At 59.3% G+C, this 23,105-nt stretch carries 20 protein-coding genes; 12 read left to right on the top strand and 8 right to left on the bottom strand.

Annotation, left to right across the window (positions count from 1 at the left end; translation table 11 throughout):
* Nucleotides 1-231: 231 nt before the first annotated feature.
* Genes hemG through pepQ form a run of 4 tightly spaced genes read right to left on the bottom strand, consistent with a single transcriptional unit; the run spans nucleotide 232 to nucleotide 4,197 of the window.
* Nucleotides 232-756 (bottom strand): menaquinone-dependent protoporphyrinogen IX dehydrogenase, encoded by a 525-nt coding sequence (gene hemG / locus AB5Y86_RS18750; RefSeq protein ID WP_005339483.1) that lies wholly within the window; start codon nucleotides 754-756, stop codon nucleotides 232-234.
* 7 nt (nucleotides 757-763) lie between these two features.
* Nucleotides 764-2,221 (bottom strand): TrkH family potassium uptake protein, encoded by a 1,458-nt coding sequence (locus AB5Y86_RS18755; protein WP_005339482.1) that lies wholly within the window; start codon nucleotides 2,219-2,221, stop codon nucleotides 764-766.
* A gap of 36 nt (nucleotides 2,222-2,257) precedes the next feature.
* A complete protein-coding gene (locus tag AB5Y86_RS18760) occupies nucleotides 2,258-2,875 on the bottom strand; it encodes a YigZ family protein (RefSeq protein ID WP_368193782.1) in 618 nt (205 codons plus the stop codon).
* Nucleotides 2,875-4,197 carry a Xaa-Pro dipeptidase gene (gene pepQ / locus AB5Y86_RS18765; protein ID WP_335866269.1) on the bottom strand — a complete coding sequence of 441 codons (1,323 nt, stop codon included), beginning with the start codon at nucleotides 4,195-4,197 and terminating at the stop codon, nucleotides 2,875-2,877. The genes AB5Y86_RS18760 and pepQ overlap by 1 nt, the downstream gene beginning before the upstream one ends.
* Nucleotides 4,198-4,388: 191 nt before the next feature.
* On the opposite strand from pepQ, the gene AB5Y86_RS18770 reads away from it, so the two are divergent.
* The 6 genes from AB5Y86_RS18770 to AB5Y86_RS18795 all read left to right on the top strand — a co-directional run bounded on the left by AB5Y86_RS18770 (nucleotide 4,389) and on the right by AB5Y86_RS18795 (nucleotide 13,549).
* A complete protein-coding gene (locus tag AB5Y86_RS18770) occupies nucleotides 4,389-6,326 on the top strand; it encodes an acetoacetate--CoA ligase (RefSeq protein ID WP_368193784.1) in 1,938 nt (645 codons plus the stop codon).
* Between the two features lie 204 nt (nucleotides 6,327-6,530).
* Nucleotides 6,531-8,678 carry a fatty acid oxidation complex subunit alpha FadB gene (gene fadB, locus AB5Y86_RS18775; protein ID WP_201910522.1) on the top strand — a complete coding sequence of 716 codons (2,148 nt, stop codon included), beginning with the start codon at nucleotides 6,531-6,533 and terminating at the stop codon, nucleotides 8,676-8,678.
* Nucleotides 8,679-9,863, top strand: coding sequence for an acetyl-CoA C-acyltransferase FadA (gene fadA, locus AB5Y86_RS18780; RefSeq protein WP_368193786.1), 1,185 nt, complete (start codon nucleotides 8,679-8,681; stop codon nucleotides 9,861-9,863). It abuts the gene before it with no gap.
* 278 nt (nucleotides 9,864-10,141) lie between these two features.
* Complete coding sequence (locus AB5Y86_RS18785; protein ID WP_005339475.1) at nucleotides 10,142-10,864, top strand: response regulator; 723 nt, start codon at nucleotides 10,142-10,144, stop codon at nucleotides 10,862-10,864.
* Nucleotides 10,861-12,306: an ATP-binding protein gene (locus AB5Y86_RS18790; protein WP_005339474.1), complete on the top strand. Its 1,446-nt coding sequence runs from the start codon at nucleotides 10,861-10,863 to the stop codon at nucleotides 12,304-12,306. The genes AB5Y86_RS18785 and AB5Y86_RS18790 overlap by 4 nt, the downstream gene beginning before the upstream one ends.
* Before the next feature lie 4 nt (nucleotides 12,307-12,310).
* Complete coding sequence (locus tag AB5Y86_RS18795) at nucleotides 12,311-13,549, top strand: ABC transporter substrate-binding protein (RefSeq protein WP_164535877.1); 1,239 nt, start codon at nucleotides 12,311-12,313, stop codon at nucleotides 13,547-13,549.
* Nucleotides 13,550-13,624: 75 nt separating this feature from the next.
* On the opposite strand, the gene AB5Y86_RS18800 is transcribed toward AB5Y86_RS18795, so the two are convergent.
* Nucleotides 13,625-13,816: a hypothetical protein gene (locus tag AB5Y86_RS18800; RefSeq protein ID WP_005339471.1), complete on the bottom strand. Its 192-nt coding sequence runs from the start codon at nucleotides 13,814-13,816 to the stop codon at nucleotides 13,625-13,627.
* 169 nt (nucleotides 13,817-13,985) lie between these two features.
* On the opposite strand from AB5Y86_RS18800, the gene tusA reads away from it, so the two are divergent.
* Together tusA and AB5Y86_RS18810 are read left to right on the top strand one after the other, a co-directional pair.
* The gene (gene tusA, locus AB5Y86_RS18805) at nucleotides 13,986-14,231 is read left to right on the top strand and encodes a sulfurtransferase TusA (RefSeq protein WP_005339470.1); all 246 of its coding nucleotides are present in this window, start codon (nucleotides 13,986-13,988) and stop codon (nucleotides 14,229-14,231) included.
* Nucleotides 14,232-14,252: 21 nt separating this feature from the next.
* Nucleotides 14,253-14,600: a RidA family protein gene (locus AB5Y86_RS18810; protein WP_021229265.1), complete on the top strand. Its 348-nt coding sequence runs from the start codon at nucleotides 14,253-14,255 to the stop codon at nucleotides 14,598-14,600.
* 144 nt (nucleotides 14,601-14,744) lie between these two features.
* On the opposite strand, the gene AB5Y86_RS18815 is transcribed toward AB5Y86_RS18810, so the two are convergent.
* Together AB5Y86_RS18815 and AB5Y86_RS18820 are read right to left on the bottom strand one after the other, a co-directional pair.
* Nucleotides 14,745-15,401, bottom strand: coding sequence for an OmpA family lipoprotein (locus AB5Y86_RS18815; RefSeq protein WP_005339468.1), 657 nt, complete (start codon nucleotides 15,399-15,401; stop codon nucleotides 14,745-14,747).
* Nucleotides 15,402-15,530: 129 nt separating this feature from the next.
* Nucleotides 15,531-16,103 (bottom strand): DNA-3-methyladenine glycosylase I, encoded by a 573-nt coding sequence (locus AB5Y86_RS18820; protein WP_368193788.1) that lies wholly within the window; start codon nucleotides 16,101-16,103, stop codon nucleotides 15,531-15,533.
* Between the two features lie 222 nt (nucleotides 16,104-16,325).
* Here AB5Y86_RS18820 and glyQ point away from each other — a divergent pair, with 222 nt between their 5' ends.
* The 4 genes from glyQ (at nucleotide 16,326) to AB5Y86_RS18840 (ending at nucleotide 21,612) form a co-directional block, all read left to right on the top strand.
* Nucleotides 16,326-17,249 carry a glycine--tRNA ligase subunit alpha gene (glyQ, locus tag AB5Y86_RS18825; protein WP_005339464.1) on the top strand — a complete coding sequence of 308 codons (924 nt, stop codon included), beginning with the start codon at nucleotides 16,326-16,328 and terminating at the stop codon, nucleotides 17,247-17,249.
* 9 nt (nucleotides 17,250-17,258) lie between these two features.
* The gene (gene glyS, locus AB5Y86_RS18830; RefSeq protein ID WP_005339462.1) at nucleotides 17,259-19,328 is read left to right on the top strand and encodes a glycine--tRNA ligase subunit beta; all 2,070 of its coding nucleotides are present in this window, start codon (nucleotides 17,259-17,261) and stop codon (nucleotides 19,326-19,328) included.
* A gap of 113 nt (nucleotides 19,329-19,441) precedes the next feature.
* The gene (locus AB5Y86_RS18835; RefSeq protein WP_368193790.1) at nucleotides 19,442-20,305 is read left to right on the top strand and encodes a hypothetical protein; all 864 of its coding nucleotides are present in this window, start codon (nucleotides 19,442-19,444) and stop codon (nucleotides 20,303-20,305) included.
* A gap of 542 nt (nucleotides 20,306-20,847) precedes the next feature.
* Nucleotides 20,848-21,612 (top strand): EAL domain-containing protein, encoded by a 765-nt coding sequence (locus tag AB5Y86_RS18840; RefSeq protein WP_227341653.1) that lies wholly within the window; start codon nucleotides 20,848-20,850, stop codon nucleotides 21,610-21,612.
* A 122-nt stretch (nucleotides 21,613-21,734) separates the two neighbouring features.
* Here AB5Y86_RS18840 and AB5Y86_RS18845 read toward each other — a convergent pair whose 3' ends face one another.
* The gene (locus tag AB5Y86_RS18845; protein ID WP_227341654.1) at nucleotides 21,735-22,952 is read right to left on the bottom strand and encodes a 4Fe-4S binding protein; all 1,218 of its coding nucleotides are present in this window, start codon (nucleotides 22,950-22,952) and stop codon (nucleotides 21,735-21,737) included.
* Nucleotides 22,953-23,105 lie beyond the last annotated feature (153 nt).

A 23,105-nucleotide genomic window follows, 5' to 3' on the forward strand; every position in this document is an offset into this window, starting at 1 on the left:
TTTTCGCTTTTCTTTCGGCGCCCACTTCGCTAGGAAGCTGGCTCATCAGTTCGGCGTGTTCCGCCGTGCTGGTAGGGGCGCATTATAGGGAGCCGTGCCGGGATGACAAGAGGAAAACTGCAAAAAATGGCACTTTTTGCAGTTTTCGGGTTCAACCGTTGCTTTATTAAACAAAAGCCCCGCATCAGCGGGGCTGTTTCGGGCAATAAACCCTGAATTTACATCATGCTGCTACCTTTTTGACCAGAATTCACGGGCAAAGCTGCGCACCTTTTCCCAATCGGTAAATTCAATGTCCTTACTGGTGTCGGTACTGCCACCGGTAATCTTCATGATCAGCTGGATGATGCGAGTCTGCCACCAGTTATAGCGGGAGTACTGCAGCGCACCGGCAAACACACCCAGGGTTTTCGGCTTCCAGGGAGAGAGGCGCAGGAACTTCTTCATATAAGCATTGGTTTGCGGCGTCTGCTTCTCTGGCTTGCGGGCCGTCAGGTTGACACAGAAGAAGGCCGCATTGGCCACCTCCAACTGCTCCTGATGAGCGTGAATAAAGCTGAACAGGCTGGGGTGGAAGTTGCCATAACGGATAGAGGCACCGATCAAGACCTTGGCATACTTGCTGAGGTTACACATCGGCAAGGTGTGTAGGTCGTGCATCACCACTTCGCATCCCGGCATCTGCTCCAGCATGACATCGACTATTTTGCGGGTTTGGCCATCCCGAGAGGAATAAAGCACCAGAATCTTGTCCATAACAACCTCAACTACGCCAGAATGCAGGAGTAAACAGTACCAGAAGCGTGAAAATTTCCAATCGGCCAAACAACATAGCCAACACCAGTACCCACTGGGCCGCTGGCGAGATATTGCCGAAGTTGGCTGATACCTCTCCCAAACCCGGACCTACGTTGGTGAAAGCCGCAGCCACAGCGGTGAATGCGGTCACTTCGTTCAGCCCCGTCATCAGCAACAGCAGCATGAACATAAAGAAGAGAATAATATAGGTGGCGAAGTAGCCCCACACCGCCTCGACGATGCGCTCGGGCACCGCCCTATTCCCCAGCTTCAAGGTATAGATGGCTCTGGGGTGAACCAAGCGCTTCAACTCTCGCATCCCCTGCATGAACAGGATCATGAAACGCATCACCTTGATGCCGCCGCCAGTACTGCCCGCGCAACAGCCAATAAAGGCGGAGAACATCAGCAGCATGGGCAGGAACGAGGGCCAGTCGGCATAGGTCGTGGTGCTATAGCCGGTGGTGGTACCCAGAGAGACCGCCTGGAAAAGGCCGTGGTTGAGCGCCTCTTGCCAGGTGGCGTAGTGTCCGTGGGTCAGCAAGGCGACAAAGCAGATCATTACCAGGGTCGCCTGAATGGCCAGGAACACCTTGAGTTCAGAATCATAGAGGTAGCGCCCGAGCCGAACCGGACGGTGAGAGAAGACGGTAAAGTGGAGCGCAAAGTTCACGCTGGCCAGCAGCAGGAACACCACGGTAATCAGGTTGATAACCGGACTGTTGAAGAAACCGATGCTGGCATCGTGAGTGGAGAAGCCACCGACCGACAGAGTCGAGAACGAATGGCACACCGCATCGAACAGCGTCATTCCGGCGAGCCAGTAGGCCAGCGCACAGAGCGCGGTGAGCAGCAGATAGATGAACCAGAGCGCCTTGGCCGTTTCGGCGATGCGCGGCGTCACCTTGGTATCCTTCACCGGCCCCGGGATCTCGGCGCGATAGAGCTGCATGCCCCCGATCCCCAGCAGTGGCAGAATGGCCACCGCCAGTACGATGATCCCCATCCCTCCCAGCCACTGCAGCAGCTGGCGATAGAACAGAAACGCCTTGGGCAGATTATCGAGCCCGGTCAGTACCGTTGCGCCTGTGGTGGTCAGGCCGGAAAAAGATTCGAAGAAGGCCTCCGAGACCGACATGTCCGGCACATCGCTCATGATGAAGGGCACCGCCCCCACACTGCCCAACACGGTCCAGAACAGCACCACAATCAGAAAGCCCTCTTTCGAGCGCATCTCCTTCTTGTGATAGCGATTGGGAAACCAGAGCACCACGCCGAGCAGCAGGGCGATCAGAAAAGAGCTGACGAACTCGGCACCGCCACCATCCCGATAGCCAAAGGCCACCAGTGCAGGCAACAGCATGGTCGAGCTGAACAACGCAACCAGCAGGCCAACAATGCGAATAATGCTCAGAATGTGCATTACAGCTCCCTTTCCCCAATTAAAGAGCGATGGATTCTAGCCATCTAAGGGGCTGAGGGATACCCGCCCATGAGTCCGGTCGGTCAATTCACGGTCTACCTGAGCCCAAACCGAGGACTCCCACGCCACCTGCAAGGTGATCTGCTGACCGTAATCGGCCGCCAGCAATTCGCCATTATGGCTGCTGATCAGCGACTCGACAGTCCCCATGTCACCGTAATCGCAGTGAATGAGAGAGGGAGTGCGTGGCACCTTGAGCAGGGTGGGCAGCTGCTTGAGGGCGGCACCGACACCGCCCCCATAGGCTTTGACCAGTCCACCGGTGCCAAGCTGGATGCCGCCGTAGTAACGCACTACCACGGCGCAGATTTCACCGAGCCCCGAGCCCATCAACTGGGTCAGGATCGGCTTGCCCGCAGTACCGGAAGGTTCGCCGTCATCGCTGAAGCCATAAACCTGACTATCTTGCGGCGCGCCCGCCACAAAGGCCCAGCAGTGGTGGCGAGCGGTCGGATGTTGGCGCTTGATCTCGTTGACCCACCCCTTGGCCGCCTCGACGGTCGGGGTGTGGGCGATCAGGGTAATGAAGCGACTCTTCTTTATCTCTTCGGTCAACTCCAGCGGGGCAGCTGGAATGGAGTACGCTGCCGCCATCAGAGTCCTGCTTGTCTGGTCATGTTCTCCACCCCATTGGCGTGCAGCACTATGTTGTCTTCGATGCGGATGCCGCCGAACGGACGCAGCGCCTCCACCTTGTTCCAGTTGACCCGTTTGCCCTGTTCGCCCTGACGCAGCGGCTCCAGCAAACTGTCGATGAAGTAGAGACCCGGCTCGATGGTGAACACCTGATCAACCTCCATCACCCGGGTGCAGCGCAGATAGGGGAACAGCTCGGGCGCCGCCAGATGGGTGCCGCGCTCATCCTGCATGAAACCGCCCGCATCGTGTACCTGCAAACCGAGGAAGTGGCCGAGGCCGTGAGGGAAGAAGACGTTGGTCACCCCGGTGTTGATCATCTCGTCCACCGACATATCCACCAACTCGGTCGCTTGCAGCAGGCGCGCCAGCTTGTGGTGCATCTGCAGGTGCAGCTCGCTGTAGCGGCGACCCGGTTTGATCTCCTTGATGATTTCCTGCTGCTGCTCGTCGAGGGCAGCAATCAGATCGGCAAACTCGCCTCGCCGCCACGCCCAGGTGCGGGTGATGTCGGAGGCATAACCGTGAAAATCGACGCCGGCATCGATCAGGAAGGAGTGGCGCTCCGCATCGGGCACCCGCAAGGCAGACAAATGGGTGTAGTGAAGGATGGCTGCATTGCGGTTGATGGCGACGATATTGCCGTAGGGCGCCTCATTGGCTCCCTGGCCGACCGCTTTCATGTAGGCCAGATTGATCTCGAACTCGCTCGCCCCCGCCATAAAGGAGTCCTTGGCGGCGATATGGCCGCGTACCCCGATCCGGTTCGCCTCACGAAGACACTCCAGCTCGTAGGGGGTCTTGTAGGCGCGGTGATAGTGCAGGTAGTTGAGCACCGCCTCCGGATTGGGCTGGGTCAGCCCCAGCAGCTCGGCCACTTCCAGATGACCGCCCAGATAGGCCCACTCCTGCTTGTTGGCAGGTAGATGGTCGGCCACCTGTTCCGGCCGGGTCAGGAAACGAATATCGAAGAACTCAACCCAGAAGGCATTGGGCAGATCCGCTACTTTGTGCCAGAAATCAACCGGGCGGTAGAACAGCAATACCGGTTTGTTCACCCCGTCTACCAGCAGCCAGCAGTGGGGATTGTCCAGCACCGGCAACCAGGCCTTGAAGTGGGGGTTTACCTTGAACGGGTAATCCTGATCATCGAGGAAGATGCGGTGAGTCTGGCCGGAGTGGATGGCCAGTCCGCTGAGCCCCTGTTGTTGCAGAATGTCGCGGGTGCGCTGCTGCAAGGTATCGAGGTGCTGGGCAAAAAGTTGGCTGTAGCTGCTCATGGCGTCCTGCTCCGAGGTGAATGTGATTGCAGCATAACATCAAGCGCTTGGCGGCTCGACCCGTCAAGCTGCCGCTTCGTGAGGTAACGCATACGTTACAAACGTGTTTGTTATCAACAGAAAACCAATCATTAACAAATCAAAAACAATTCAATACACTGCCGGTAGATACATGAAGTCAGGGATTACTCATGGACAACCTCTGCCTGTGGCAACCGGATCCGCTCGGGATGCAGCAATCCAACCTCTACCGTTTTATGGCGGAGGTGAACCGTTTCCACGGCTTGCAGTTGCAGAACTACCCGCAGCTGTATCAATGGTCGGTGGAGAAGACCACCCGTTTCTGGCCGCTGGTATGGCAGCACTGCGGCGTCAAGGGCGAGCTCGGCAACATAGTGGCGGAGAACCGTCAGGATATGCAGCGCACTCGCTGGTTCCCCGACAGCCGCCTCAACTTCGCCGAAAACCTGCTGCGCCGCCAGGACGAGAGCCCGGCCATCATCTCCCGCATCGAAGGTAGCCCAAGTCGCACTCTGAGCTGGGGTGAACTGGGGGAACAGGTTGCCCGGCTGGCTCAGTGGCTGCGTCATCAGGGGATTGGTCGTGGCGATGTGGTCGCCGCCTATCTGCCCAATATTCCGGACACCGTGGTTGCCATGCTGGCAACCACCAGCCTCGGGGCGATCTGGACCTCCACCAGCCCCGACTTTGGCGAGGCCAGTGTGGTGGAGCGCTTCGGCCAGACCAGGCCACGGGTGCTGTTTGCGGTGGATGGCTATCGCTACAACGGCAAAGCTATCGACATTCAACAGAAGGTCGCCAGCGTGGTGAGCCAGATCGGCAGCATAGAGCAGACGGTGATGATCCCCCTGCTCGGCAACCCGCTGCAGCTTGGTCACGACTGGCAACAAGTGCTAGCGAGCCAGCCGGACGCCAGCCTCCAGTTCGAGCCGATGGCCTTCAATGACCCGCTCTATATCCTCTATTCATCCGGCACCACTGGCAAACCCAAGTGCATCGTGCACGGCATCGGCGGTACCCTGCTGCAACATCTGAAAGAGCACCAGCTGCACTGCGACATCAAGCCGGGGGAGCGGATCTTCTACTTCACCACCTGCGGCTGGATGATGTGGAACTGGCTGGTGAGCGCGCTCGCCTCCGGCGCCACCCTGGTGCTCTATGACGGCTCGCCGTTTTATCCGGATGGCAATGTGCTGTGGGATCTGGCCCGCGACGAGCAGGTCAGCTTGTTCGGCACCTCGGCCAAGTATCTCGATGCGCTGCACAAGCAAGGTTATGCTCCCATCAAGAGCCACGATTTGCCGCACTTGCGATTGATCTGCAGTACCGGCTCCGTGCTGTCGCCGGAGGGGTTCGACTACGTCTACCAGCAGATAAAGCAGGATGTGCAGCTCAGCTCCATCTCCGGCGGCACCGATATCTGCTCCTGCTTCGTCATCGGCAACCCGCTCAGCCCTGTCTATCGCGGCGAGAGCCAGGGGCGTGGCCTCGGTCTCGCGGTGCAGGTATTCAACGAAGCGGGTCAGCCGGTGCAGGGGGAGAAAGGCGAGCTGGTCTGCACCAAGCCGTTCCCGGCTCAGCCCATCTACTTCTGGGGCGACGAGAATGGCGACAAGTACCATGCCGCCTACTTCGAACGGTTCGACAACATCTGGTGCCACGGCGACTGGATCGAGCTGACCCCGACCGGCGGCATTCTGTTCTACGGCCGCTCCGACGCCACCCTCAATCCGGGCGGCGTGCGCATCGGCACCAGCGAAATTTACCGCTATGTCGAGCAGCTGGACGAGGTGGAGGAGAGTATCGTCATCGGCCAGCAGTGGCAGCAAGACGAGCGGGTGGTGCTGTTCGTCAAGCTCAAGGTGGGTTGCAAGCTGGATGAGCCGCTGCGCGAGCGGATCCGCCAGCAAATAAAGCAGCACTGCACCGCCCGCCACGTGCCCGCCCGCATCCTGCAGGTGGATGCCATCCCCCGCACCAAGTCCGGCAAGATCGTCGAACTGGCGGTGCGTGAAGTGGTACACAACCGACCGGTCAACAATACCCATGCCCTCGCCGATCCCGAGGTGCTGAACCAGTATCGCAACAGGCCGGAACTGGCCAGTTGATAACAAACTCACATCTATCTGGGGCGCCGCAAGGCGCCTCTCTTTTGCCTGTTTTGTGATGAAGAGCTTTTACTCGAGATCTGTTAAACAAATGTTTTAAATAGGTGTTGAAAATGTCTCCTTTTGGATCAATAGTGAGCCTCGCCCCCTGCTGGGGATTAAGGAGCACCACTCCCCACTGAGTGGGAACAAGGAGACACTCTCATGATCTACCAAGGCGAAACCCTGTCGGTCAGCTACCTCGAAAACGGCATCGCCGAGCTGAGGTTTGATGCCCCGGGTTCAGTCAACAAGCTGGATCGCGCTACCCTGCTCTCCCTGAGCGAAGCGATCGCCGCATTACAACAAGAACGTGAACTAAAAGGTCTGATCCTCACCTCTGGCAAAGACGCCTTTATCGTCGGTGCCGACATTACCGAATTCCTGGAACTGTTCGATCTGCCGCAAGAAGATCTGCTCGGCTGGCTGAAAAAGGCCAACGACATCTTCAACGCCATCGAAGATTTGCCGGTTCCGACCCTCTCCGCCATCAAGGGACACGCTCTGGGCGGCGGCTGCGAGACCATTCTCTCCACCGACTTCCGTCTGGCTGACACCAGCGCCAAGATTGGCCTGCCCGAGACCAAACTCGGCATCATGCCGGGCTTTGGCGGCACAGTCCGTCTACCGCGGGTAATCGGCGCCGACAACGCGCTCGAGTGGATCACCACCGGCAAGGATTACCGTGCAGATGACGCCCTCAAGGTGGGCGCCATCGACGCCGTGGTCGCCCCGGACGCACTGCAGAGCGCTGCGCTGCAGATGATCAAGGACGCCATAGCGGGCAAGCTGGACTGGCAGAGCCGTCGTGCCGCCAAGAAAGCGCCGCTGCGCCTCTCCAAACTGGAAGCCATGATGAGCTTCACCACCGCCGCCGGCATGGTTGCCGCCGTGGCGGGTAAACACTATCCGGCGCCGATGACCGCGGTGAAAACCGTCGAAGCCGCTGCTGGCATGGGCCGTGACGAAGCGCTGGTCGTTGAGGCACAGGGCTTTATCAAGCTGGCCAAGACCGATGTCGCCAAGGCGCTGGTCGGCATCTTCCTCAACGATCAGCACATCAAGGCGCTAGCCAAGAAGGCGGCCAAGCAGGCAAGCAAGGCCACTGGCCACGCCGCCGTACTGGGTGCCGGCATCATGGGTGGCGGCATCGCCTACCAGTCTGCCAGCAAGGGCATTCCGGCGGTGATGAAGGACATCAACGAGAAGGCTCTGGCACTTGGCATGGGCGAAGCCACCAAGCTGCTCAACGGCCAGCTCGAAAAGGGCCGCATCGATGGCATCAAGATGGGCCAGGTGCTCTCTGCCATCACTCCGACCCTCAGCTATGACAACGTCAAAGGCGTGGACGTCGTGGTCGAAGCCGTGGTCGAGAACCCGAAAGTGAAGGCCGCCGTACTGGGTGAAGTGGAAGGGATCATTGGTGAAGATGCCGTGCTCGCCAGCAACACCTCCACCATCCCAATCTCCCTGCTGGCCAAGGGGCTGAAGCGCCCGCAGAACTTCTGCGGCATGCACTTCTTCAACCCGGTGCACCGCATGCCACTGGTGGAGATCATCCGCGGCGAGCAGACCTCCGATGAAACCATCAACCGCGTGGTGGCCTACGCCGCCGCCATGGGCAAGTCCCCGGTCGTAGTCAACGACTGCCCTGGCTTCTTCGTCAACCGGGTGCTGTTCCCCTACTTCTTCGGCTTCAACAAGCTGGTCGCCGATGGTGCCGACTTCGCCGCCGTCGACAAGGTGATGGAGAAAGAGTTTGGCTGGCCCATGGGCCCCGCCTACCTGCTGGATGTGGTCGGCATCGACACCGGCCACCATGCCGGTGACGTGATGGCGCAGGGCTTCCCGGCACGCATGAGCAAGGAAGGTCGCACCGCCATCGACGTGATGTACGAAGTGAACCGCTTCGGTCAGAAAAATGGCAAGGGCTTCTACGCCTACGAGCAGGATAAGAAGGGCAAGCCGAAGAAGGTGGCTGACGCCGCCAGCTACGAGCTACTGGCCCCCATTGCCAAGCCGAAGCAGGATTTCGACAAGGACGCCATCATCGCCCGCATGATGATCCCGATGATCAACGAGGTGGTGCTCTGTCTGGAAGAGGGCATTGTTGCCACACCAGCCGAAGCCGACATCGCGCTGGTCTACGGTCTGGGCTTCCCTCCCTTCCGCGGCGGCGTGTTCCGCTATCTGGACACCATTGGTCTGGATCGCTACGTGGCCATGGCCGACCAGTATGCCGACTTGGGCCCGCTCTACCGCGTCAGCGACAAGCTGCGCGAGATGGCTGCCCAAGGCAAAACCTTCTACTGATTGCGGAAAGGAGATCCATTCATGAAAGACGTAGTCATTGTCGACTGTATCCGGACCCCGATGGGCCGGTCCAAGGGCGGCGCCTTCCGCAACGTGCGTGCAGAAGATCTGTCCGCGCACCTGATGAAATCCATCCTGCTGCGCAACCCCAATCTCGACCCGAACGAGATCGAGGATATCTACTGGGGCTGCGTGCAGCAGACCCTGGAGCAGGGCTTCAACATCGCCCGCAACGCCGCGCTGCTGGCCGGCATTCCGAAGCAGGTGGGGGCGGTTACCATCAACCGCCTGTGTGGCTCCTCCATGCAGGCGCTGCATGACGCCTCTCGCGCCATTCAGGTAGGTGATGGGGATATCTTCATCATCGGCGGCGTCGAGCATATGGGTCACGTGCCGATGAGCCACGGCGTTGACTTCCATCCCGGCATGGCCAAGTCGGTGGCGAAAGCCTCCGGCATGATGGGGCTGACCGCAGAGATGCTCGGCAAGCTGCACGGCATCAGCCGTCAGCAGCAGGACGAGTTTGCCGCCCGCTCCCATCGCCGTGCCCACGCCGCCACCGTGGAAGGACGTTTTGCCAAGGAGATCGTCGGGCTGGAAGGCCATGACGCCAGCGGCGCCCGCTTCTTCTACGACTATGACGAGGTGATCCGCCCGGAGACCACGGTCGAAACCCTGAGCCAACTGCGCCCGGTGTTTGACCCAGTCAACGGCACCGTCACCGCCGGCAGCTCCTCGGCGCTGTCCGATGGCGCCGCCGCCATGCTGGTGATGAGCGCGGATCGCGCCAAGGCCCTCGGCCTCACGCCGCGCGCCAAGGTACGTGCCATGGCCATCGCCGGCTGTGACGCCGCCATCATGGGTTACGGCCCGGTGCCGGCCACCCAGAAGGCGCTCAAGCGTGCCGGTCTGACTGTCGGTGATATTGACCTGTTCGAGCTGAACGAGGCGTTTGCTGCCCAGTCCCTGCCCTGCGTGAAGGATCTGGGTCTGCAGGATCTGGTGGACGAGAAGGTAAACCTGAACGGTGGCGCCATTGCGCTGGGTCACCCGCTTGGCTGCTCCGGTGCCCGCATCTCCACCACCCTCATCAATCTGATGGAGGAGAAGGATGCCACCCTGGGGGTTGCCACCATGTGTATCGGTCTGGGTCAGGGCATCGCCACCGTGTTTGAACGGGTGTGATAACCAGCCGGATCGACGGGATGCACTACTGAGAGTTGTCCCTTTTCGGGGCCAGTCTGACTGGCCCCTTTTCAAGTCTGTGACGATCGCCACACGGGGTGCTCGTCAGTGGTCAGAAGCTGTCTGTTGGCCGTCCCGTTTGGGTCGGCCTTTTTTCGTTTTAATCTTATCAATAGGCTGTTATTGCCTTAAACCTCACATTAGATAGGGGGCTTGCTTGCTTTTTACTCCCCCGACAGGTTCAATCTGCACAAAAAAATGGGTGGATGCACATACATATGTCAATGAGCAAACAACTGCTGATCGTCGATGACGACCAAGAGATCCGCGAGCTGCTCAATGAGTACCTGACCCGGGCGGGCTTTCAGGTATTGACGGCGGCGGAGGGCAACGAGATGCGTCAGCAACTCGCCCAGCACAGCCCGGACCTGATTATTCTGGACATCATGATGCCCGGCGAGGACGGTTTTACCCTCTGCCAGCAGATCCGTCGTGACTCCCAGGTGCCCATCATCATGCTGACCGCCGCCTCCGACGAAGCGGATCGGGTGATCGGCCTGGAACTCGGCGCCGACGACTATATCGCCAAGCCGTTCAGCCCCCGTGAACTGCAGGCCCGCATCAAGGCGCTGCTGCGCCGCGCCGAATTCCGCCAGCCGGAAAAAGAGAAAGAGCCGAGCCGCCGCCTGCGTTTTGCCGAGTGGACCCTCGATACCCTGAGCCACCAGCTGACCCATGACGATGGCAGCCTGCTGGATCTCTCCGGCAGCGATGCCATGCTGCTCGGCATGTTTCTGCAACAGCCCGGTGTGGTGCTGGATCGGGACACCATCTCGGATGCCACCCGCGGCCGCGAAAGCCTGCCGATGGAGCGCGGTATCGACGTACAGATCAGCCGTCTGCGCCAGAAGCTGGGCGACAACGGCAAGAGCCCGCGCATCATCAAGACCATTCGCGGCAGTGGCTACATGCTGATTGCCGAGGTGCACGAGCTGCCATGAGCAACAAGTGGTCCTGGGGGGCGCTGGTGCCCCGCTCCCTGTTGTCACGGATGATCCTGCTGTTGTTGCTGGCCATCCTGCTCTCCCAGACCATTCTGACCGGCATCTGGATGCAGCAGATCCAGAAGCGGGAGCTGGAGGGGATGCTCAGCACCACCCGCAACCTCGCCATGTCTGCCGCTTCCACCGTCAATTTCTTCAAATCCCTGCCGCTGCAATATCGCCATATCGCGCTGGACCAGCTGCGCAACATGGGGGGCAGCCGCTTCTTCGTCTCGCTCAACGAGGAAGAGATACACATCAACGCCATCCCCGACAGCGAACGCAAGACGCAGGTGCTGGAGGAGGTGCAGGGAGTACTGACCCGCAAGCTCTCCGACGCCATGGCGATCAAGGTGGACTTTTCCCGACCCGATGACCTCCACGTCTTCAACAACGACACCTTGCTGGCGGATCTCCCCTCCTCCTGGGCCCGCTACACCCTGTCGCTGGAGCCGCTCAATCCGCCGGTGCTGGTGACCCAGATCGAGATTGAAAAGGGGGAGTGGCTCTATCTGGCGGCCCTGCTGCCCGCCCCCTACATGACCCTCGACGATACCGTGATGCCGAGCAACCAGGTGCGTTTCATCGCCCTGATGACTGTGTTCCTCTGCTTCTTCACCTTTATGCTGGTGCGCTGGCAGACCCGGCCACTGCGCCGTCTCGCCAAGGCGGCAGTGAATCTGGGCAAGGATATCGATCAGCCTTCGCTCAAAGAGGAAGGAGCATCGGAAATCGTGGCGGCGACCCGCGCCTTCAACATCATGCAGCACCGCATCCGCCGTTATATCGACGATAGAGAGCGGCTGTTCAGCTCCATCTCCCACGACCTCAAGACCCCCATCACCCGACTGCGGCTGCGGGTCGAACTGCTCGACGACGAGGTGCAAATCGCCAAGTTCAACAAGGATCTCGACGAGCTGGAGCTGATGGTGAAAGGGGCGCTGCAGACGGTCAAAGAGACCGACATTCACGAGAATATCGAGGAGATCGACATCAACGCCCTGCTGGAGCAGATGGCGGAGTCGATGAACCTGCACGACGAGCGGCTGACCATCGAAGGCCACTGCAAGTGGCCCTATCGCGGCAAGCTGCTGGCGCTCAAACGCTGCATCGGCAATCTGGTGGACAACGGCATCAAGTACGGCCAGCGGGTACGCATCATCATCATGGATGACGAGGAGATGCTGATCCTCTTCATCATGGATGAGGGCCCCGGCCTGCCGGACGATCAGTTCGAGCGCATCTTCGAACCCTATTACCGGCTCAGTACCGATCAGGCTGGCACCGGCCTCGGTCTTGGCATCGCCCGCAACATAGCCCACGCCCACGGCGGCGATCTGGTGCTGGAAAACCGTCCGCAAGGTGGCCTGCAGGCCACGCTCTCCCTACCAAGGCAGTAACCTTATGAAGTGGTTGTCTTTTTCTGTCATCGCCCTGCTCTCTGCTCCAGTTGCCGCTTCCCAGGTGGAGGTACTGCACTGGTGGACGTCCGGCGGCGAAGCGAAAGCGGTCGAAGTGCTCAAATCCGAGTGGACCAAACAGGGCAACCAGTGGAACGACTTTGCAGTGCAGGGCGGCGGCGGCAAGAGCGCCATGACGGTATTGAAGAGCCGGGCGCTGGCGGCCAACCCGCCCGAAGCGGCCCACCTCAAGGGTTACGAGCTCAAGGAGTGGGCCGGACTCGGCTTTTTGCGCGATCTCAGCCCGATGGCCGAACACCTCGGCTGGTACAGTCAGATGCCGCCCATGGTGCGTGCCACCCTCAGCCAGAATGGCGCCCTGATGGCGGTGCCCACCGGCATCCACCGGGTCAACTGGCTGTGGCTCAACCGCAAGATCTTCGAGCGCAACAAGCTGGCTCCGCCCACCGACTGGGCCCAGTTTGTCACCGTCGCCGACCAGCTTAAAAAACGGGGCATCACCCCGCTCGCCATCGGCAACGAGCCCTGGCAGCTGGCAGTACTGTTTGAAACGGTGGCACTCGGTGAGGGCGGAAAAGAATTCTATCGCAAGGCGTTCCTCGAGCAGGACAGCGCCACCCTGACCGGCCCCGACATGGTGCGGGTGCTGACCCGCTTCCAGCAGCTGCGCGCCTATGTGCCGCAAAAATACGCCGGTCTGAAGTGGCATCAGGCCACCAATCTGCTGGAGAGCGGTGGCGCCGCCATGCAGGTGATGGGGGACTGGGTGAAGGGTGAACTGAGCGCGGGCAACTACCGGCCGGGTGAGGATATCGCCTGTCTGCCGAGCCCGGGCAGTGCCGGACTGTTCAGCTACAACCTTGACTCCATCGCCATGTTCAAACAGCGGGATCCGGCCCAACTGCAGGCGCAGGGGGATCTGGCCCAACTGCTGATGACGCCGCAATTTCAGGAGGAGTTCAATCGGGTGAAGGGGTCGATCCCGGCGCTGACCAATCCCGACATGAGCAAGTTCGACCGCTGCGCAGTCCGCTCCTATCAGGATTTCCTGCTGGCGGAAAAGCAGGACAACCTGCTGCCCAGCATGGCGGAGGGGATGGCGACGCCGACCAATATGCGGCAGGCAATCCTCGATGTGCTGAGCAACTTCTTCAACGATCCCAAGGCCAACCCGGAGCAGACGGCGCTGCATCTGGAACGGGCGATGCGCTCGACCCGCTGATCCGGGCACATTGCCAAACGGCAGAAATGACAAAGGCGGAATTGCTCCGCCTTTGTTGTTGAATCGCCATCCGATTCAGGATTGATCGTTCTCGTCCTCATCCTCGTCATAGTAATCGCTGAGCTCGATCCAGAGCCCCAACCCGACCATCACCATGGAGCCGAACCAGGTACCGGTATTCCCGATCGGGCTGCCCATCACTATCATGGCGAAGGACAAGAACCCCATGCCTGCATAGGCCTGTAATCTGCCGTAGGAGACCTGCATATTCACCTCCTTGTTGAATATGGTTCAATTTTTATATTACTCGTCCGGCGCAAGCTGGATAGGGCAGAATAACATTTCGGTTACATATGCTGGTTTATGGGGCGTTTGTTTGATTATTTTTTAGCCCTGAGTATCATTGGCAGCCGAATAGGTTGAAGGTTGATAATAGATGAGTGATTTATTCTGCGGCGCGACTCACGAGTTGGACGCAATCGGGCTTCGTTGCCCGGAACCCGTTATGATGGTTCGCAAGAAAGTGCGGCTGATGGCGGATGGCGAGACCCTGCTGGTCAGCGCCGACGATCCTTCAACCACCCGCGACATCCCCAGTTTCTGCCGCTTTATGGATCACACCCTGGTCGCCAGCGAGACAGAGCAGGCCCCCTACCGCTATCTGATCCGCAAGGGTCAATAAGCCCCTGTACCGGAGCACTCCATGACAACCATTACCCGAATTGGCACCACCCAGCGTTGGTCAGACGTGGTCATCCACAATGGCACCCTCTACGTGGTGGAAGTGCCCGTCAGCGAAGAGGCCGACATCCACCAGCAGACCCGCGAAGTGCTGGCAAGCCTGCAACGCCTGCTGGAAGCCAACGGCTCCGGCGTAGACAAAATTCTGATGGCCAATATCTATCTGAAAGACATTGGTGACATCGCTGCCTTCAACGAGCAGTGGGATGCCTGGATCCCGGCTGGCACCGCACCCGTGCGCGCCTGCGTACAAGCCCGCCTCGCCCACGAGGGCTACAAGGTCGAAGTACAGCTGACTGCCGCTGTCTAAGAGGCGCTTATCCCCCTCATCCCCGCCCCTTCTCCCACGAGGGGAGAAGGGAGCAAACAACAAGACGTCATTGCTCGCCACGGCGCCAATAGAAAGGCCCCGCCATCACTGGCGGGGCCTTTTCGTTACCGAAACCTGAACGACTTAGGCGGTCGGGGTCAGGGTAATGGTCACGCGGCGGTTTTGGGCTTTGCCAGCGGCGGTGCTATTGGTAGCAACCGGCTGATCCGGGCCCACGCCGGTGGTGGAGATGCGGCTACCTGCTACGCCCTGACCAATCAGCTGGGCGGCAACGGCATCGGCACGATCGCGGGAGAGCTTCATGTTCAGATCGCGGGAACCGGTGCTGTCGGTGTGACCGACCACGTTCAGGCGGGTCTTGTCGAACTCGGCAACCACCATGGCCACACCGGAGAGGGTGTTGGCTCCGGCCGCTTTCAGCTGGGAGCTGGAGCTGTCGAAGGTGACGTTGTTCGGCATGTTGAGGATCAGCTCATTGCCATTACGGGTCACGCTGACGCCAGTGCCCTGCAGCTTCTCGCGCAGCTTGGCTTCCTGCACGTCCATGTAGTAGCCGATACCGCCACCCAGCGCCGCGCCAGCAGCAACGCCGGTCAGGATGCCCTTCTTGCGGTCACCCTTGCTGGAGGAGAGCGCACCTACGGCCGCACCGGCAGCGGCGCCAGCCAGCGCGCCCCAGGCACCTTTGGAGGTCTGGGATTCACCTGTGTAGGGGTTGGTGGTACAGCCGCTCAGGGCAACGGTCAGTGCCAGAGCAGGCACCAGGATCTTGGCTCGCATGAAAAAACCTCTGTGAAAACAATCCGGCACCATGCCGGGGGCCGGATTGTAACGCGCTGGCACGCCATTGTCTGACGCAAGCCTGAACAGATGGCGAGAGTGGTGTTTTTTTGGCCAATCGGCGGGCTGTCAGCGCGGTAACTGACACTCGGCGTGGCAAGGGCAGCTGACCAGATGATCGTTCACCATCCCCACCGCCTGCATAAAGGCGTAACAGATGGTGCTGCCGACGAAGTTGAAGCCGAGCTTCTTGAGCGCTTTCGACATGGCATCCGACTCCGGTGAGGTCGCCGGAATATCGCCGTTGCCCTGCCGCTGGTTGACGATGGGGGCACCGCCAACAAAGCCCCACAGGTAGTCGGCGAAGTCGATCCCCTGCTCCTGCAACGCCAGATAAGCGCGGGCATTTCTGATGATCGACTGCACCTTGAGCCGGTTGCGGATAATGCCGCTGTCCTGCATCAGCCTCTCCACATCCTGCTCGTCGAAGCGGGCAATCTGCACCGGATCAAAGTCGACATAGGCGCGGTAGTAGCTCTCGGTGCGCTTGAGGATGGTGATCCACGACAGCCCCGCCTGCTGGCCGTCGAGGCAGAGCTTGGCAAACAGCTCACGCGAGTCATAGACCGGCCTGCCCCACTGTTTGTCATGGTATTCGATGTATTCCGGGTCCCTGGTCACCCAAGCGCAGCGCAGTTCCATTTCCTCTCCCTCGCTATTTCAGCGGTTTGCCCGACCCTGCCCACTCTGCAGGCGGCACTGCTCACATCATATACCGGACATCCCGCCCGACCAGCCAGAGCGCAGCACCATCCCGCGAATCCGCTGCAATTTCGCCTATTATCCGACCATGCCAGACGGTATACTCCCTCGGTTCACATTCAGCAAATCTTGCTCTGATTTTCACTTCGCGCGAAAAAAATTATGCAAAAATTCGATGTCAAAACCTTTCAGGGCCTGATCCTGCAGCTGCAGGACTATTGGTCCCGCCAGGGCTGTACCATCATTCAGCCGCTGGATATGGAAGTGGGTGCCGGTACTTCCCACCCCATGACCTGTCTGCGTGCCCTGGGCCCGGAGCCCATCGCCTGCGCCTACGTGCAACCGTCCCGCCGTCCGACTGACGGCCGCTACGGTGAAAACCCGAACCGCCTGCAGCACTACTACCAGTTCCAGGTGATCATCAAGCCTTCCCCCGACAACATTCAGGAACTCTATCTGGGCTCCCTGAAAGAGCTGGGCATGGATCCCGAGATCCACGACATCCGCTTCGTGGAAGACAACTGGGAAAACCCGACTCTGGGTGCCTGGGGTCTGGGTTGGGAAGTGTGGCTGAACGGCATGGAAGTGACCCAGTTCACCTACTTCCAGCAAGTTGGCGGCCTCGAGTGCAAGCCGGTTACCGGCGAGATCACCTACGGTCTCGAGCGTCTGGCCATGTACATTCAGGGCGTGGACAGCGTCTACGATCTGGTCTGGTCTGACGGCCCGCTGGGCAAGACCACCTACGGCGACGTGTTCCACCAGAACGAAGTGGAGCAATCCACCTACAACTTCGAACACGCCGATGTGGAGTTCCTGTTCCACTGCTTCGAGCAGTACGAGAAGGAAGCCCAGAATCTGCTGGCACTGGAAAAACCGCTGCCGCTGCCTGCCTACGAGCGCATCCTCAAAGCCGCTCACTCCTTCAACCTGCTGGATGCCCGCAAGGCCATCTCGGTCACCGAGCGTCAGCGCTACATCCTGCGCATTCGCACCCTGACCAAGGCCGTGGCCGAGGCATACTACGCCTCCCGCGAAGCGCTGGGCTTCCCTATGTGTCAGCGCAGTGAGAACAAGCAAGGTTAAGGAACGGACATGGCACAACATACATTTCTGGTAGAGATCGGTACTGCTGAGCTGCCGCCCAAAGCCCTGCGCTCCCTGGCCGAAGCCTTTGCCGACAACTTCAAAGCCGAACTGACCAAGGCCGATCTGGCCTTCGGCGACGTCGAGTGGTTTGCCTCACCGCGCCGTCTGGCGCTGAAGGTAAGCGAGCTGGCCGGCGAACAGCCGAGCAAGAGCGTCGAGAAGCGCGGTCCGGCCGTAGCGCAGGCGTTCGATGCCGAAGGCAAGCCGACCAAGGCTGCCGAAGGCTGGGCTCGTGGCAACGGCATCACAGTTGAGCAGGCCGAGCGCCTGGTCACCGACAAGGGCGAGTGGCTGGTTCACACCGCCAAGGTTGAAGGCCGTCCGGCCGTCGATCTGCTGGGTGAGCTGGTTGCCTCCGCACTGGCCAAGCTGCCGATCCCGAAAATGATGCGCTGGGGCGACAAGACCATCCAGTTCGTGCGTCCGGTCTTCACCGTGACCCTGCTGCTGGATGGCGAGCTGGTCCCCGCCCACATTCTGGGTATCGACTCTGCCCGCACCATCCGCGGCCACCGCTTTATGGGCGAGAGCGAATTCACCATCGACAACGCCAGCCAGTACCCGCAGATCCTGCAGGAGCGCGGCATGGTGATTGCCGACTTCATGGCGCGCAAGGCCAAGATCAAGGCTGACGTCGAAGCGGCCGCTGCCGCCTTCGGTGGCGTTGCCGATCTGGACGACGCCCTGCTGGAAGAAGTGACCGCACTGGTCGAGTGGCCGGTAGTGCTGACCGCCAACTTCGAAGAGAAGTTCCTGGCCGTGCCGGCTGAAGCGCTGGTTCACACCATGAAGGGTGACCAGAAGTACTTCCCGGTCTACGACAAGAACGGCAAGCTGCTGCCGAAGTTCATCTTCGTCACCAACATCGAGTCCAAAGACCCGAGCCAGATCATCAGCGGCAACGAGAAGGTGGTTCGCCCCCGTCTCTCAGACGCCGAGTTCTTCTTCAAGACCGACCTCAAGCAGACCCTGGCCTCCCGCCTGCCGCGCCTTGAAACCGTGCTGTTCCAGCAACAGCTGGGTACCGTCAAGGCCAAGGTCGAGCGCATCGAGACCGTCGCCGGCTTTATCGCCGAACGTATCGGTGCCGACGTAGCTCAGGCCAAGCGTGCCGGTCTGCTCTCCAAGTGTGACCTGATGACCAACATGGTCGGCGAGTTCACCGACACCCAGGGTGTCATGGGGATGCACTACGCCCGTCACGATGGCGAAGACGAAGCGGTGGCCGTGGCCCTCAACGAGCAGTACATGCCGCGCTTTGCCGGTGATGCCCTGCCGTCCGGTCTGGTTGCTTGCGCCGTCGCGCTGGCCGACAAGTTCGACACCCTGGCCGGTATCTTCGGCATCGGCATGCTGCCGAAGGGTGACAAGGACCCGTTCGCCCTGCGTCGCGCCGCCATCGGTGCCCTGCGCATCATGACCGAGAAGCAGCTGGATCTGGATCTGGTTGAACTGGTTGAAGAAGCGGTACGCGTCTACGGTGACAAGCTGACCAACAAGACCGTCGTTACCGACGTGGTCGACTTTATGCTGGGCCGCTTCCGCGCCGCCTATCAGGACGAAGGCATCGGTGCCGACGTGGTGCTGGCCGTACTGGCCCGCCGCCCGACCCGTCCGCTCGACTTCGATCGTCGCGTCAAGGCCGTCAGCCACTTCCGCACGCTGGATGCCGCACTGGCACTGGCTGCCGCCAACAAGCGCGTGAGCAACATTCTGGCCAAGGTCGAAGGCGAACTGCCGACTGCCGTTAAACCGGAACTGCTGGTCGATGCCGCCGAGAAGGCTCTGGCCACCCAGGTTGCCGAACTGCAAGCCGAACTGGCCCCGCTGTTCGCCGCCGGTGACTATCAGGCTGCCCTCACCCGTCTGGCCGCCCTGCGCGAGCCGGTCGATACCTTCTTCAACGAGGTGATGGTGATGGCCGACGACGAAGCCCTCAAGGCCAACCGTCTGGCACTGCTGAACAACCTGCGCAACCTGTTCCTGCAAGTCGCGGATATCTCCCTATTGCAGTGATGTTGGTTGAATCAGTGATATAAAAAACGGCGCCGTTAAGGCGCCGTTTTTGTTTGACCGAATATAAACAAAAAAGATAAATTAATATTACTAATAACTTTCCAGAGTCACATATGAGCAAAATCATATTATTCATATTCGCATTATTATCTGCAACATCAGTTGAAAACCATAAAGATAGCACTATAAATATAACTACTACACCATCAGTTGATATAGAAACGGTTTATAAATTAAAAGAATTCGAGGAGTTAAAGATAGAAAATAAAATCATGAAGGAGTTTCATGAGAAAATTTTAGATACTGTTTATTGGTCTCTTGGTTCTGTTTTTGGGATATTAGCATTGCTTCTAGGTTTTGGATGGTGGTCAAACTTCAAACTCCACGAAAAAGATAAAAAAAGTATTCTTGATGAAGTATCAGCACTTATTTCCGAGAGAGAAATAAGTCAAATTAAAAAGATCCATAATGTCCAGGAAAGCATAAACAGTGAAATTAAAAGCGTAGTGATTCAACTCAATTCAAAAATAGATAATCTTCATGTATTACATTCAGAAGTAGATAAAACTACGGATGAACTATATGGACAATTAGAAACGGTCAAAGCGAGCATAGCTGACTGCATTAAACACATTAAAATTAGTCATTTGGGTCATGAAGTATCGCTGCGATTTGTTGAAGAAAGACTCTGGGATACTAGAGGTGTCGGAGATAACGTGTTGCTAACACAATTTCAGTACTTATCTGCTTGTATAGAGCTAAATAAGCTTGTGGAGAATGAAGGGAGAGATATTGGTGGTATTCTAGAACGCATAGCAGCAACCATACAAGAGTCCTTTATTGATAAAAAAAGAAAGGTCTCACAATATCTTCTTGATGTAGCAAAAAATGACCTTAAAGAACTAGATGAAAAACACAACATAAGTATTAATAAAATTTTCACTTTGCTTGAAGAGGCGAGAACAATTGACAATTAATTACAGGGGCACCTGCTCGTAGGTTCGATTAGCCGCTAGGCGTAATCGGACGTTCGCGTAAATCCATTCTCCCACCATAACGGCCAGTCGAATTCCCCCTCCGGCTGGCCGACGCTGTTACACGGAAACAACCGCAACCAAAGCCTCTCGTTCGTCCGATTACGCTGCGCTAATCGAACCTACAGAAAGCGGTGGATTGCGGAGCATGCCGGTCGGTGCCGAACATCGAGAAGCTCAACATTGACCTTGGGTTGGCATTACGCCCCCTCATCCCCAACCCTTCTCCCGCAAGGGGAGAAGGGGGCAACTCGTAGGTTCGATTAGCCGTCAGGCGTAATCGGACGTTCGCGTAAATGGATTCTCCCGCTATCACGGCCAGCCGCACTTCCCCCTACGGCTGGCCGCCCCTGAATCACGGCAACAACCGTAATCAAAGCCTCTCGATCGTCCGATTACGCTGCGCTAATCGAACCTACAGGGGGGTAATGAGCTGTTATCATTTGAGACAGTGCCCAGCGCCGCCACGCCCCGAGAGGAGAGTCATGGATATACCTGCCGCCCCGTCCCCCGCCATCTGCCAGCTGTGTCAGGAGAAAGCCGAGCTCGACTTCGATTTCACCATGGCCTTCCAGCCCATCGTCGATTGCAGCCAGCGCACCATATTCGGCTATGAGGCGCTGGTACGGGGGATCAACAACGAACCGGCGCAGAGCGTGATTGCCCGGGTCAACGATGGCAATCGCTACCGCTTCGACCAGCTGTGCCGCATCAAGGCCATCGCACTGGCCGCCCGGCTCGATATGCGGGGCATGCTGAGCATCAACTTTCTGCCCAATGCGGTCTACCGTCCGGAACGCTGCATCCGCACCACCCTGCAGGCGGCCCGCGAACACCACTTCCCCATCGAGCAGATCATGTTCGAGCTGACCGAGGTGGAGCAGGTGCAGGATAGCCAGCATCTTCGCGGCATCGTCGATCACTATCAGGCCCTCGGCTTCAAGACGGCAATCGATGACTTTGGCGCCGGTTACTCGGGCCTCAACCTGCTGGCCGATTTTCACCCCAACATCGTCAAGCTCGATATGCACCTGCTGCGGGGCATCGACCAGGACCCGACCCGACAAGCCATAGTGCGCCACTGTCTGGCGCTGTTTGCCGAGTTGCAGATCACCCCGCTGGCGGAGGGGATCGAAACCCGCGAAGAGATGGCCTGCCTGCGGGAGATGGGCGTCAGCCTGATGCAAGGCTATCTGTTTGCCCGCCCCGGCTTTGAAAACTTGCCGGAAGTAGATTTCGCCAGCCTGTAAGCCAGTCGGTCTGCACTGCCCCCCTCAACCCACACCCGCCCGAATAAGAAAACGGACACCCGAGGGTGTCCATGTGCATACCCTGTGACCTTGCGCCATGGTCACACAGTCACCCTCCCCGGTTAATGGGTCAGCTGTGGCAACAGTTGCAGCAGGTGAGCCCGTATCGCCAGCGGCGTCTGGCTGACCCAGATCTCCAGCAGGCCATACGCGAGCAACGGCAGCACCAGCAGCAACAGGCAGAGCAGCACCAGCAAACGGCTCGGTGCAAGCCGCTTCACCTTGCTGCCAAGGTGCAGGGCCTCGGCCCGCTTGGGGCAGGCGGCCACGCAGCTCAGGCAGCCGGTGCACTCCAGGTTGCGAACTGCGATAAGCTGGTGCACCGCAATGCGCGATGGACAGGCCCGGCTGCACTTGTCGCAGTCATGACCCAGGCTTCGCAGGCAGCGGGCCGGGTCGCGGCGAATGCGCAGCGGCGTCAGTAGCCCCAGCAGGGCGAGCCAGGCGCCATAGGGGCAAAGGTAGCGGCAGAATCCCTGACGAAAGGTCGCGGTAAGCAGCAACACCCAGCCGAGGCACAGACCCGAGATCAGGGTCAGGTTGAAGAAGAAGGCTCCCATCTTCATGTCCGCCGCCTGATGGTAGGGGCTGGTGAAGTAGCCGGGCAGGGCAGCAGCCGGCACCGCCAGCAGGATGATGAAGAGCAGAAAGCCGAGCACCAGAAATTTCTGGGTGCGCAGGGCAAGATCCAGCCAGCGCGGCGGGCTCCACTCCCCCGGCAGCAACCGGTGGCGCAGGCCATGTAGCCATTCCCCCACCAGCCCGAGCGGACAGAACCAGGCACAGAACGCCCGCCCCAGCAGCAGGGCCGACAGGGAGAGTACCAGTACGGTGACGGTGGCTGCCGGATGGTGGGGATCCACCAACCCCTGCGCGAACCAGGCCCGCAGCCCGAGGCCACCGGCGATGGGCAGGAAGGCATCCACCACGTCCGGGCGCACCAGCCAGGGGCTCATCCCCTGTCCCAACTGCCAGATATGCAGGCTGTATTGCACTGTGACCAGCCCCCAGCAGAGCAGCAGCAGATGGCGAGTGCCTGCCCGCAACTGCTGACTGTCGATCGCCCCGAACACGGGCAGCGGCCGCCTCTGATGCCGGAGGGCAAGCACGGCGGTGACCGTCCCCAGTGCGAGCCAGAGCAGGCTGTCGGCCGCCAGCAACCAGACCAGCCCCAGCAGGCCGAGCGCAAGACGCCCCGGCCAGCCGGTGCGCACCTGCCACGCCAACAACACCAGATAAACCATACCGGCCACCATGGTTATCGCTTCAATCACGCTCATGCATCCCCCACTGCCTACATCCGGATCCGGCAGCAAGGATAACTAACATTTGAGTTGATTATTTTGATCTGCATGGGCCGAGGGAGGAGTTATGGCCAATGCCTCCCTCGCAGGCTCTCCCCTCTTTCAACGACACGCTGCCTCATCAGCCAG

This window comes from Aeromonas sp. s8 (genome assembly GCF_040907785.1).
Lineage (GTDB): Bacteria > Pseudomonadota > Gammaproteobacteria > Enterobacterales > Aeromonadaceae > Aeromonas > Aeromonas veronii.